General features: G+C 68.6%; 11 protein-coding genes. 8 read left to right on the top strand and 3 right to left on the bottom strand.

Annotation, left to right across the window (positions count from 1 at the left end; genetic code table 11):
• Nucleotides 1–11: 11 nt before the first annotated feature.
• The 3 genes from rsmB to def form a co-directional block, all read right to left on the bottom strand.
• The gene (rsmB, locus tag ACUVWL_RS19835; protein WP_111206758.1) at nt 12–1,343 is read right to left on the bottom strand and encodes a 16S rRNA (cytosine(967)-C(5))-methyltransferase RsmB; all 1,332 of its coding nucleotides are present in this window, start codon (nt 1,341–1,343) and stop codon (nt 12–14) included.
• 3 nt (nt 1,344–1,346) lie between these two features.
• Nucleotides 1,347–2,270, bottom strand: coding sequence for a methionyl-tRNA formyltransferase (fmt, locus tag ACUVWL_RS19830; protein ID WP_111206759.1), 924 nt, complete (start codon nt 2,268–2,270; stop codon nt 1,347–1,349).
• Between the two features lie 120 nt (nt 2,271–2,390).
• Nucleotides 2,391–2,903, bottom strand: a complete 513-nt coding sequence (gene def / locus ACUVWL_RS19825) for a peptide deformylase (RefSeq protein ID WP_014648564.1) — start codon at nt 2,901–2,903, stop codon at nt 2,391–2,393.
• A 126-nt stretch (nt 2,904–3,029) separates the two neighbouring features.
• Between def and ACUVWL_RS19820 the strand changes: the two genes are divergently transcribed.
• The 8 genes from ACUVWL_RS19820 to ACUVWL_RS19785 all read left to right on the top strand — a co-directional run bounded on the left by ACUVWL_RS19820 (nt 3,030) and on the right by ACUVWL_RS19785 (nt 11,855).
• Entirely contained in the window at nt 3,030–4,160 is a 1,131-nt protein-coding gene (locus ACUVWL_RS19820; protein WP_032958270.1) for a LysM peptidoglycan-binding domain-containing protein, read from the top strand.
• Nucleotides 4,161–4,289: 129 nt separating this feature from the next.
• Nucleotides 4,290–5,417, top strand: a complete 1,128-nt coding sequence (dprA, locus tag ACUVWL_RS19815) for a DNA-processing protein DprA (RefSeq protein ID WP_014648566.1) — start codon at nt 4,290–4,292, stop codon at nt 5,415–5,417.
• Between the two features lie 43 nt (nt 5,418–5,460).
• Nucleotides 5,461–5,934, top strand: a complete 474-nt coding sequence (locus ACUVWL_RS19810; protein ID WP_005419622.1) for a DUF494 family protein — start codon at nt 5,461–5,463, stop codon at nt 5,932–5,934.
• A gap of 39 nt (nt 5,935–5,973) precedes the next feature.
• Nucleotides 5,974–6,738 carry a pilin gene (locus tag ACUVWL_RS19805; protein ID WP_014648567.1) on the top strand — a complete coding sequence of 255 codons (765 nt, stop codon included), beginning with the start codon at nt 5,974–5,976 and terminating at the stop codon, nt 6,736–6,738.
• A gap of 49 nt (nt 6,739–6,787) precedes the next feature.
• The gene (locus tag ACUVWL_RS19800; protein ID WP_014648568.1) at nt 6,788–7,717 is read left to right on the top strand and encodes an RDD family protein; all 930 of its coding nucleotides are present in this window, start codon (nt 6,788–6,790) and stop codon (nt 7,715–7,717) included.
• 193 nt (nt 7,718–7,910) lie between these two features.
• Nucleotides 7,911–10,403 (top strand): DNA topoisomerase I, encoded by a 2,493-nt coding sequence (locus tag ACUVWL_RS19795; protein ID WP_126411408.1) that lies wholly within the window; start codon nt 7,911–7,913, stop codon nt 10,401–10,403.
• Nucleotides 10,404–10,531: 128 nt separating this feature from the next.
• Nucleotides 10,532–11,122 carry a Sua5/YciO/YrdC/YwlC family protein gene (locus tag ACUVWL_RS19790; protein ID WP_445978682.1) on the top strand — a complete coding sequence of 197 codons (591 nt, stop codon included), beginning with the start codon at nt 10,532–10,534 and terminating at the stop codon, nt 11,120–11,122.
• Between the two features lie 43 nt (nt 11,123–11,165).
• On the top strand, nt 11,166–11,855 hold the full coding sequence (locus ACUVWL_RS19785; protein WP_445978681.1) for a DUF4124 domain-containing protein: 690 nt from the start codon (nt 11,166–11,168) through the stop codon (nt 11,853–11,855).
• Nucleotides 11,856–11,860: the final 5 nt, after the last annotated feature.

Genomic DNA, 11,860 nt, shown 5'->3' with positions numbered 1-11,860 from the left:
TCAGCGGGGGGTCAGGCCGTTTTTAGCAGACGCGCGTAAAAGAAACCGTCAGCATCGCTGTCACCCGGCAGTCGCTGGCGCGCGATCCCCTCGCAGTCCAGGCCGAATCTGTCATCCAGCGGCTGTGCCACCGCGTCCGGATGCCACTTCAGGAAGGCCCGCACCTGATCGATGTTCTCGGCGCGCAGGATCGAACAGGTGGCGTACAGCAGCACGCCGCCCGGGCGCAGCATCGACCAGCAGGCCTCCAGCAGGCGGGCCTGCACGCCGACCAGCGCATCGATATCCTCGGCGCGGCGGTGGAACATCACGTCCGGCTGGCGGCGGATCACGCCGGTGGCCGAACACGGCGCATCCAGCAGGATGGCGTCGAACGGTGTGCCATCCCACCAGGCAGCGGGGTCGCTGGCATCGGCCACCCGGGTCTGCGCGCCCTCACCTACACCGGTGCGGGTGTAGGTATCGCGGGCACGCGCCAGGCGACGCGCATCGATATCCAGCGCCAGCAGGCGCAGGCTCGGGTCACGCTCCAGCAGGTGCGCCGACTTGCCACCCGGTGCCGCGCAGGCGTCCAGAACGCGGGCGCCGGACGCCGGTGCCAGCGCGTCCGCCGCACATTGCGCCGACAGGTCCTGCACCGACAGCGCACCGTCGGCGAACCCCGGCAACTGGTTCACCGCGATGGGCGCCACCAGGCGCAGCGCGTCGGCGCTGAGCGGGCTGGCTTCGGCAGCAATGCCGGCCTCGGCCAGCGTGGCCAGCGCCTTGTCACGCCCCCCCTGCTGGCGGTTGGCACGCAGCCACAGCGGCGCCGGCTGCAGGCTGGCAGCAAAGATCGCCTGGGCCTGGGACGGCCAGTCGCGCTCGACGGCATCGGCCAGCCACGCCGGAAAGGCGTCACGCGCAGGCTGCTCCGGGAACCCCTCGCGCTGCGCGCGGCGCAGGATCGCGTTGACCAGCCCGGCCTGGCGCTCACGGCCCAGCGCGCGGGCGGCGTCGACCGTGGCCGACAGGGCCGCATGCGCCGGCAGTTCCAGCACGTCCAGCTGCGCGAAGCCCACCATCAGCAACGTGCGCAGGTCGGCATCACGCGCCGACAGCGGCTTCTGCATCCACGACTGCAAGGCAGCGTCGTAGGTACTGCGGCGGCGCAGGACTGCAAAGCACAGCGCTTCCAGCAAGGCCCGATCACGACTGTCGGCCAGCTTGGGCAGTGCCCAGGCCAGTTCCGCCTTCAGCGAGCGGCCACGGGTGAACACCTGCGCCAGTACGCGTGCGGCCAGCATGCGGGTGGCCGCGCCGGGCGCCGCCTTGGCGACGGAGAAATCATTCTGCTTCGACACCGCTTATGCCCCCACGTGCAGGTCGCGGCGGGCATTGAGGTAGTCGGCGGCGGTGATCGCCTTGCCGCCTTCGCGCTGCAGCGTGCGCAGCCGCAGCGCGCCCTGGCCGCAGGCGATGTCGATACCATCGCGGCTGGCCGCCAGCACCGCCCCCGGCGCCTGGCCGTGGGCCAGGTCAAGAGCGACCGCGCCGTGGATGCGCACGCGCTCGCCGGCCAGCGTGGCCTCGGCGATCGGCCACGGATTGAAGGCGCGCACGGTGCGCGCCAGTGCATCGGCGTCCTGTGCCCAGTCCAGGCGGGCTTCGGCCTTGTCCAGCTTGTGCGCGTAGGTCACGCCCTGCTCGGGCTGCGGCCGCGCGATCGGCTTGATGCCGGCACGCAGCAGGCCCAGGCCGTCTGACAGCACCTGTGCGCCCAGTTCGGCCAGCTTGTCATGCAGCTGGCCGCCGGTATCGGTGGCCGCGATCAGCAGCTCCTGGTGCAGCAGCACCGGGCCGGTATCCAGGCCGGCTTCCATCTGCATCAGGCACACGCCGGTCTTTGCGTCACCGGCCTGGATCGCGCGCTGGATCGGCGCGGCACCGCGCCAGCGCGGCAGCAGCGAGGCATGCACGTTCCAGCAGCCGTGGGTCGGGATCGCCAGTACCGCCCTGGGCAGGATCAGGCCGTAGGCGACCACCACCATCAGGTCCGGCTGCAGGTCGCGCAGCTGCCGCTGGGCAGCTTCATCCTTCAGCGATTCGGGCTGGTAGACCGGAATGCCACGGGCCACGGCTTCGAGCTTGACCGGCGACGGTGCCAGGCCACGGCCGCGCCCGGCCGGGCGATCAGGCTGGGTATAGACGGCCACGACCTCGTGGTGGCGCGCCGCGGCGCGCAGCGACGACACCGCGAATTCCGGCGTACCGGCAAAGACAATCCTCATGGCTACCCCACTTGCAGGATGGATTCGTGCAGGAAAGAAAACGGCGCCGTCGGCCGGCGCCGTACAGCCCGCGCGCGACGCGCAGGCACGGGCCACCCGGAGGGCGGCCCGGATTGGCGATCACGCCACGTGCTTGCGCTGCTTGGCCAGCTTCTTGCGGACCATCTCGCGCTTGAGCGGCGACAGATAGTCGATGAACAGCTTGCCGTCCAGGTGGTCCATCTCGTGCTGGATGCAGGTGGCCAGCACTTCACCGGCCTCCAGCTGCTGCTCCTGGCCGTTGCGGTCCAGGTACTTCACGGTGATGGTGTCAGCGCGGGTCACGTCGGCGAAGATGCCCGGGACCGACAGGCAGCCCTCCTGGTACACCCGGCCCCCGTCCTTGGCGACGATTTCCGGGTTGATGAACACATGCGGTTCATTCTTCTCTTCGCTGACATCGATGACCATGAAGCGCTTGTGCACGTCCACCTGGGTGGCGGCCAGGCCGATGCCCGGGGCGTCGTACATGGTCAGGAACATGTTGTCGATCAGTTCCTGGAAGGCCGGCGTGGTGACTTCGGCGGCGTCGATCAACGCAGCCTTGGTACGCAGGCGCGGATCGGGGAACTCGAGAATGGGGAGAAGGGCCATGGCTGTTTCCGGGTAGGGGGCCGGCACGCCGGCATACGTCGCAGATTCTAGCTCCAACGCTTGCCTTGCGCCCCGGTTTCTGGACTATAGTGCGTGGACCTGTTGGGGAATCAGGGCTTCACACCTATGTTGCTTCGTTTTCGTACGGTCGTCGCCGCGGCGATGCTGACCGTGGCTGCCTATGCTACCGCCGTGGAAGTGAATGGCGGGCACCCGGACACCTATGTGGTCCGAAAAGGGGATACGTTGTGGGATATCGCCGCACGTTTCCTGCAGAAGCCTTGGCTGTGGCCGGAGATCTGGCAAGCCAATCCGCAGATCGCCAACCCGCACCTGATCTATCCAGGTGACGTGCTGAGCCTGGCCTACCTGGACCGGGTGACCGTGTCCCAGGCCGGTCCGCGCCAGGAGGCCCCGATCGACGCCATTCCGCTGGCCCAGGTCGAGCCGTTCCTGAAGCAGCTGAGCGTTGTCGACAGCGTCAAGCAGCTGCCCTACGTCGTCGGCCTGGAGGACAGCCGCCTGCGCGTGTCCGGTGGCGACACCGTCTACGTGCGCCTGGCGGATGCCCAGGTGGGCCAGCGCTGGGCCGTGGTACGCCCGACCGTGCGTTACGCCCAGCCCAAGCCGACCGAGGACCTGACCGCCAATGGCGACGTCACCCCGGGCAGCGGCAACCTGTGGAAGGCCTACAACGCACCCAACGCACGTCGTGGCGTGCTCGGCTATGAACTGGCCCAGGTCGCCACCGGCACCATCACCCAGATCGCCGGCGGCAAGGTCGAGGCCTCCACGCTGGTGCTGGACAAGAACGTCGGCGGCCGCGAAGTGCGCGCCGGCGACCGCCTGGTGCCGGTCGAAGCCCGGCCGTACGACCTGCAGTTCGTGCCCCACGTACCCGCTGCGGGTGTCGAGGGCGTGGACGTGCGCGTGCTGGCGGTCACCGACATGTTCACCGCCGGTGGCCCACGCGACGTGATCGCGATTTCGGCCGGCCGTGCCCAGGGCGTGGACAACGGCACCGTGTTCTCGCTGTGGCGCCCGGGCCGCCATGTAGCGCACCGCATGAAGTACCCGACCTCCTCGCGCATGGACGACTCGCTCAGCACCGGCGCAGGCCGGGTCTCGCTGCCGGATGAATATGCCGCGCATGCGATGGTGTTCCGCACCTTCGACAACGTCAGCTACGCGCTGGTGATGCAGGGCGTGAAGCCGGTGCAGGTGGGTTACAACGCGCTGCACCCGGACGCGAAGTAACGGTTGCCGGACTGCCCCGGCCACCACTGGAGTGCCGGCCGCGGGCCGGCAGGCACCTCCGGCAAAACCTGACAGCCACATGCGAAGGCGCCCTAGGGCGCCTTTGTTGTGTGCGGCCGATAGTGGGGGATGACCACACATGCATACGAGGCGCTGCTGCGCCTGTTGATGGCGGGAGGCGCACTGGCGTCCCGACGGGCCCTGCTGCAGGCCGCGGGCGATGCGGAAACCGCCATCGCGCAAGGCACTGCGACCTGGCGTGCGCACGGTTGCACGCCGGAGCAGTGCGCCGCCCTGGAACGCCCCGATACCCGGGCCTGGACATCGGCCCGGCGCTGGCTGGAACAGGACAACCATCACCTGCTGCCGTGTACCGATCCGGCCTTTCCGCCATCACTGCTGGAGGTACCCAACCCGCCGCTGGCGCTGTTCGTGGCCGGTGATCCCTGCCTGGCCTGGCGCCCTTCGGTGGCGCTGGTCGGCAGCCGCTCGCCCACCCCGGGCGGGCGTGCACTGGCCGCGCGTTTTGCCGGCTGCTTCGTCGAGGCCGGCCTGGCGGTGACCAGCGGCCTGGCCGCAGGCATCGATGCGGCCGCGCACCAGGCTGCGCTGGAGGCCGGCGGCTGCACCATGGCAGTGATCGGCACCGGCCCTGACCGGGCCTATCCGGACAGCCACGCGCGGCTGCAGGCGCGGATCGCCGCCGAAGGCGTGGTGCTCAGCGAGTACCTGCCGGGCACGGCTGCCCGTCCCAGCCACTTCCCTGCGCGCAACCGGCTGGTGGCCGGACTGGCGCTGGCCACCGTGGTGGTCGAGGCCGCGCAGCGCTCGGGCGCGCTGATCACCGCGCGCCTGGCCGCCGAGGCAGGCCGCGAGGTCTGTGCCCTGCCCGGGTCGGTGCTCAACCCACGCGCGACCGGCTGCCATCGCCTGATCCGCGAGGGCGCGGCGCTGGTCGAGCGCCCCGAGGAGGTCCTGGAACTGCTCGCCCCCGCCCTTCGCCAGCAGCTGCCGGGCTTGCAATCGCGGTTGGCCACCCCCACTGAACAGGCACCGCCGGCGCTCCTGCCGGCGCGCTGGGCCGACGACCCTGACTACCAGTGCTTGTGGCGGGCGCTGGACCACAACCCAAGCGGTATGGATTCACTGATCACGCGTTGTGGATTGACGGCGTCACAGGTGTCCTCCATGCTGCTGGCCATGGAACTGGCGGGAATCGTGGTGTGCGTACACGGCCGCTACTGTCGAACTCCCTAGTTTCTTCACCTCCACAGCGTCGCGCGACGCAGGCCGAGGGGCAATGAAAGAGAGCATCCTGGATGTACTGCTGTACCTGTTTGAACACTATTTCAGCGAAGATGCGGACCTGATCCGTGACCGCGATTCGCTCCAGAACGGCCTGATCCAGGCCGGTTTCAGCCCCACCGAGATCAACAAGGCGTTCGACTGGCTCGATGCCCTGGCCGCGCAGCGGCCGAGCGTGGCCCAGGCGCGGGTCGATGGCCCCGTGCGCATCTACCACGGCCCCGAGCTGGACAAGCTGGACGTGGAATGCCGCGGCTTCCTGCTGTACCTGGAACAGCACGGCATCCTCGACGCCGACCAGCGCGAGCTGGTGCTGGACCGGGCGATGGCCCTGGACCAGGACGAACTGGACCTGGACGACCTGAAGTGGGTCGTGCTGATGGTGCTGTTCAACCAGCCCGGCTCCGAAGCGGCCTACGCCTGGATGGAGACGCAGATGTTCATGGACGAGCCAGAACCCCTGCACTGACCGTACACTTGGGGGCATAGCGCATTCAGGAGCGTCCCCGTGAGCGAGTGGTTCCACGCAGAAGGCAACCGGCAGCAAGGCCCGCTGCCGGCGGAACAGTTGGTCGAGTTGTTCCGCAACAACCAGATCTCCCTGGACACCCTGGTCTGGCGCGACGGCCTGCCGCAATGGCAGCCGTTGCGCAGCGTGGTCGATGAGCTGGGCCTGATCGTGCCGGCGCTGGACGTCGCCGCACCGGCCGTGGAACCCGAGCCGGAGCCCGAACCGGAACCGGTTGCGCCGCCGCCGCCGCAACCACCGGTGCTGCCACCGTCCACGCCCTATGCCACGCAGACCCCGGCCGGGGTGCTGCCGCCGCCGAAAAAGAAGCTCTCCGGCTGCGCCCTGACCGCGATCATCGGCGGCGGCCTGCTGCTGGTGCTGGTGCCGGTCATGGCCATCCTCGCGGCGATCGCCCTGCCTGCCTACAACGACTACACCGTGCGTGCCAAGGTTGCCACCGCGGTCAATGCCCTGCAGCCGCTGAAACAGCAGGTGCAGCACTTCGCCGACGACGAAGGCCGCTGCCCCGGTGCCAACGATGCCGGTTTCCCGGCGCCGGGTGATTTCACCCAGGCCGGCCTGTCGGCGGTGAACATCGGCCGCTTCAACAACGGCCACTGCGGCATCGAAGCAACGCTGGCCGTGCCCGGCAAGAGCCTCGATGGCGACCTGCTGTGGCTGGAATATGATCGCGACAGCGGCCGCTGGGAATGCAGCGGTGAAAGCGACGACAAGTACCTGCCGCCGTCGTGCCGCGGCTGAGCCACGCGCACGGCAGCACCTCCAAGGACGATCCAACAGGGAACATGCAATGACCGAGTGGTACTACGCCGAAGGACAGCAACGCCAGGGCCCGCTGCCGGTCCAGGAAATCCGCCAGCGCTTCCAGCGGGGCGAACTGAACCTGGACACCCTGGTCTGGCGCGAAGGCATGGCCCAGTGGGCTGCACTGCGCCAGGTGGTCGATGAGCTCGGCCTGCAGACACTGGCTGATGCCAGCACGGCCACCGCCAGCGGCGGCTTCGACCTGCGCGGCGACTACGCCGCCATCGACAACGGCACTGCACCGCTGCCTGGCACGGGTGCGCTCAGCAGCTCGCCCTACAGCGCCCCGGCCGCTTCCGGTGCCGGTGGCCCGCAGCCGGTGATCGGCGGCGAGGTGGTCTACGCAGGCTTCTGGAAGCGCGTAGCGGCGTACATGATCGACTATTTCGTGCTGGCCATTCCGGGCGGCATCATCGGCGCCATCATCGGCGTGGTGCTTGGCGCCAGCATGGGCGCGGTGGGCAGCGGCGAGACCTCCATCGAAATCGTCGCGCAGGTGGCCAGCGCGCTGATCAACATGGCCATCGGCGTTGCCTACTACACCTGGTTCCATTCCTCGCAGGGTGGCGCCACGCTGGGCAAGATGGCGGTCGGCATCAAGGTCGTGCGCAGCAACGGCGATCGCCTGACCAAGGGCCGCGCCTTCGGCCGCTACTGGGCCATGCTGCTGAGCAGCTTCACCCTCGGCATCGGCTTCCTGATGGCCGCCTTCACCGAGCGCAAGCAGGGCCTGCACGACATGATCTGCGACACCCTGGTGGTCGACCGCTGGGCCTACACCGACCAGCCGCACCTGCAGCGCCATGAGCTGGGCACGGTCACCATCGTGATCCTGGTGCTCACCGGCCTGCTGGTGCTGGCGGGCCTGGTGCTGCTGGTGGCCGCGGTCGGCTTCATCGCCAAGATGGCCTCATGAACGGCCATCCTCACGTCTGGCTGCTTGACAGGGGCTGGCCGGGCGTGATTCCTCTAATAAGGTGAAACCTGAACGCCCGGCACACTACCGGGCGTTCAGCGTATTGATTTGTCCGTGGCCGCTTCACTAATGCGGCCGTTTGCTCCACCCTAGCGGCCCCTCCCCTGCGGCTCGCCCCACAGACACTGCTGCCATGCCCAAGCACCTGCTCATCGTCGAATCGCCGGCCAAGGCCAAGACGATCAACAAATACCTCGGCAAGGACTACACCGTCCTGGCCTCGTATGGGCATGTGCGTGACTTGATTCCGAAGGAAGGCGCGGTCGACCCGGACAACGGGTTCGCCATGCACTACGACGTGATCGACAAGAACGAAAAACATGTCGACGCGATCGCCAAGGCCGCCAAGGGCGCCGACGACATCCTGCTGGCGACCGACCCGGATCGCGAAGGTGAAGCGATCAGCTGGCATATCGCCGAGATCCTGAAGGAACGCGGGCTGGTCAAGGACAAGCCGATGCAGCGCGTGGTGTTCACCGAGATCACCCCGCGCGCCATCAAGGAAGCGATCAGCCAGCCGCGCGCGATCGCCAGCGACCTGGTCGATGCCCAGCAGGCGCGCCGCGCGCTGGACTACCTGGTCGGCTTCAACCTGTCGCCGGTGCTGTGGCGAAAGGTCCAGCGCGGCCTGTCCGCCGGCCGCGTGCAGAGCCCGGCGCTGCGCATGATCGTCGAGCGCGAGGAAGAGATCGAAGCCTTCATCGCCCGCGAGTACTGGTCGATCGCCGCCGAGTGCGCACACCCGTCGCAGCACTTCAACGCCAAGCTGATCAAGCTGGACGGGCAGAAATTCGAGCAGTTCACCATCACCGACGGCGACACCGCCGAAGCCGCCCGCCTGCGCATCCAGCAGGCCGCGCAGGGCTCGCTGCATGTCACCGACGTGGCCAGCAAGGAGCGCAAGCGCCGCCCGGCGCCGCCGTTCACCACCTCCACCCTGCAGCAGGAAGCCTCGCGCAAGCTCGGTTTCACCACCCGCAAGACCATGCAGGTGGCGCAGAAGCTGTATGAAGGCGTGGCGATCGGTGACGAAGGCACCGTCGGCCTCATCTCGTACATGCGTACCGACTCGGTGAACCTGTCGCAGGACGCGCTGGCCGAAATCCGCGACGTGATCGCCCGTGATTACGGTATCGCCTCGCTGCCGGACCAGCCGAACACCTACCAGACCAAGTCCAAGAACGCCCAGGAAGCGCACGAGGCGGTGCGCCCGACCTCGGCCCTGCGCACCCCGGCCCAGGTGGCGCGCTTCCTGACCGACGACGAGCGCCGCCTGTACGAACTGATCTGGAAGCGCGCCGTCGCCTGCCAGATGATCCCGGCCACGCTCAATACCGTCAGCGTCGACCTGTCCGCTGGCAGCGAGCACGTGTTCCGTGCCAGCGGTACCACCGTGGTGGTGCCCGGCTTCCTGGCCGTGTACGAGGAAGGCAAGGACAACAAGAGCGCCGAAGACGAGGACGAAGGCCGCAAGCTGCCGGCGATGAAGCCGGGCGACCGCGTGCCGCTGGAACGCATCCAGGCCGAGCAGCATTTCACCCAGCCGCCGCCGCGCTACACCGAAGCGGCGCTGGTGAAGGCGCTGGAAGAGTACGGCATCGGCCGTCCGTCGACCTACGCCTCGATCATCCAGACCCTGCTGTTCCGCAAGTACGTGGAAATGGAAGGCCGCAGCTTCCGCCCGTCCGACGTCGGCCGCGCGGTGTCCAAGTTCCTGTCCAGCCACTTCACCCAGTACGTGGACTACGACTTCACCGCCAAGCTCGAAGACGAGCTCGACGCCGTCTCGCGTGGCGAAGAAGAGTGGATCCCGCTGATGGCCCGCTTCTGGGAGCCGTTCAAGGAGCTGGTGGAAGACAAGAAGGAATCGGTGGACCGCGCCGAGGCCAGTGGCGCGCGCGAGCTCGGCACCGACCCGAAGACCGGCAAGCCGGTCAGCGTGCGCCTCGGCCGCTTCGGGCCTTACGCCGCCATCGGCAGCACCGCCGAGGACGCCGAGGAGAAGCCGAAATTCGCCTCGCTGCGCCCCGGCCAGTCGATGCACACCATATCCTTGGAAGACGCGCTGGAACTGTTCCTGATGCCACGCGCGCTGGGCGAGGACAACGGCGAGCCGGTCAGCGTCGGCATCGGCCGCTTCGGCCCGTTCGCCAAGCGCGGCAGCACCTATGCCTCGCTGAAGAAGGAAGACGACCCGTACACCATCGACCTGGCCCGCGCCGTGTTCCTGATCGAAGAGAAGGAAGAGATCGCGCGCAACCGGATCATCAAGGAGTTCGAGGGCAGCGACATCCAGGTGCTGAACGGCCGCTTCGGCCCGTACATCAGCGACGGCAGGATGAACGGCAAGATCCCCAAGGATCGCGAGCCGGCATCGCTGACCCTGGCCGAAGTGCAGCAGCTGATGGAAGAAACCGGCAAGCCCGTGCGCAAGGGCTTCGGCGCCAAGAAGGCTGCCGCGAAGAAGGCACCGGCCAAGAAGGCGGCGGTGAAGAAGGAAGCGGCGCCGAAGAAGGCCGCAGCCAAGAAGGCGCCTGCCAAGAAGGCGGCGAAGAAGGCCGTGGTAAAGAAGGCCGCTGCAAAGAAGGCACCGGCGAAGAAGGCCGTCAAGAAAGCCGCGAAGTAGATTCACGCCATGCGTGGATAAGGGGTAGTGCCGGCCGCTGGCCGGCAACATCCAGAAGCACCCGATGCCGGCCAGCGGCCGGCACTACCGGGCCAGGGTCCACCCCTTCTGCACGCCGCAGGGGGATAATGGGGGCCCACGTCGGGCCGGTCGCCACCATGAAAGAACTCACCCTGGACTCTGCTGTCGCCACGCTCCGCGCCGGCGGCGTGATCGCCTATCCGACCGAAGCGGTCTGGGGCCTGGGCTGTGATCCCTCGCATGAGGCGGCGGCGCACATGGTGCTGCGGCTGAAGCAGCGCCCGATCGAGAAGGGCATGATCCTGGTCGCCGCCGAATTGTCGCAGCTGGAGGGCTGGGTGCGCCTGCAGGCGTTGCCCGATGCCCGCCAGCGCGCGGTGCTGGCCAGCTGGCCGGGTGCCAACACCTGGATCCTGCCGGCCGGTCCGCGCGCCCAGCCCTGGATTACCGGCGAGCACAGCGGCATCGCCGTGCGCATCAGCGCGCACCCGCTGGTCGCCGCCCTGTGCCGCGCCTGGGGGGGTCCCCTCGTCTCCACCAGCGCCAACCTGGCCGGTGAACCACCGGCACGCAGCCGTGCCGAGCTGGATCCACGCCTGCTGCGCCTGCTCGATGGCATCCTCGATGGCGAAACCGGCGGCCTGGCCCAGCCCACCCCGATCCGCGACGCGCTCAGCGGCAACGTGCTGCGCTCCTGAGCGGACGATTGCACTGCCACGCACAATCACGCACCCTGCCGCCATGAACCTGCTGCGCACCGCCCTGGGCCTGTGCCTGCTGCTGCCATGGACCGCACCGGCCGCCGAGGACGTGCGCGTCTACCGCTGCGTCGCCAGCAATGGCGCCGTGGCCCTGCAGGACAGGCCCTGCAGCAGCGGCCGGCAGGAGGTGCGTGACCTGCAGCGCCCGCGCGATCCGGCACCCCGGGTGGTGCGCAGTAACGCCCCTCCCGCGGCGCCCAGCGAGGCTCCGGTGATGCGCGATCGCGAAGTCCGCCACGTCTACATCCAGCCGCCACAACCGTTGTACGAGTGCGTGAGCGACGACGGTCGCCGCTACACCAGCGACAGCAACGAGGGCAATCCGCGCTGGGTCCCGTTGTGGACCAGCGTGTGGCTCCCGCACGGGCACCACGGCGCGGTCCATCCCGGTCCACGCCCGGGCTTCGGCACGCCGGTCGGTGCGCCGATCGGTGAAGGCACAGGCTACCGGCCGCCTGCGGTAGGCGTCGGCGTGCAGGTGCCGGCCGGCAGCGTGCTGGTCCGTGACAGCTGCCATGCGCTGCCGCCGCAGGACGTCTGTGCGCGCCTGCGTGACCGCCGCTGGGAACTGGACCGCCGTTACAACAGCGCGCTGCAGAGTGAGCGCACCGCCATCAGCAATGAACAGCGCGGCATCGACGCGCGCCTGTCGCGGGACTGCGAACGCTGAGCGCG

The sequence above is a fragment of the Stenotrophomonas muris genome (assembly GCF_052751275.1).
This window is presented reverse-complemented; position numbering and strand designations above follow the sequence as displayed.

What these genes read in the sequence shown, in the direction of transcription:
- fmt (WP_111206759.1), bottom strand. Translation starts at nt 2,270, where the DNA reads ATGAGGATTGTCTTTGCCGGTACGCCGGAATTCGCGGTGTCGTCGCTG.
- def (WP_014648564.1), bottom strand. Translation starts at nt 2,903, where the DNA reads ATGGCCCTTCTCCCCATTCTCGAGTTCCCCGATCCGCGCCTGCGTACC.
- ACUVWL_RS19820 (WP_032958270.1), top strand. Translation starts at nt 3,030, where the DNA reads ATGTTGCTTCGTTTTCGTACGGTCGTCGCCGCGGCGATGCTGACCGTG.
- dprA (WP_014648566.1), top strand. Translation starts at nt 4,290, where the DNA reads ATGACCACACATGCATACGAGGCGCTGCTGCGCCTGTTGATGGCGGGA.
- ACUVWL_RS19810 (WP_005419622.1), top strand. Translation starts at nt 5,461, where the DNA reads ATGAAAGAGAGCATCCTGGATGTACTGCTGTACCTGTTTGAACACTAT.
- ACUVWL_RS19800 (WP_014648568.1), top strand. Translation starts at nt 6,788, where the DNA reads ATGACCGAGTGGTACTACGCCGAAGGACAGCAACGCCAGGGCCCGCTG.
- ACUVWL_RS19795 (WP_126411408.1), top strand. Translation starts at nt 7,911, where the DNA reads ATGCCCAAGCACCTGCTCATCGTCGAATCGCCGGCCAAGGCCAAGACG.
- ACUVWL_RS19790 (WP_445978682.1), top strand. Translation starts at nt 10,532, where the DNA reads ATGGGGGCCCACGTCGGGCCGGTCGCCACCATGAAAGAACTCACCCTG.
- ACUVWL_RS19785 (WP_445978681.1), top strand. Translation starts at nt 11,166, where the DNA reads ATGAACCTGCTGCGCACCGCCCTGGGCCTGTGCCTGCTGCTGCCATGG.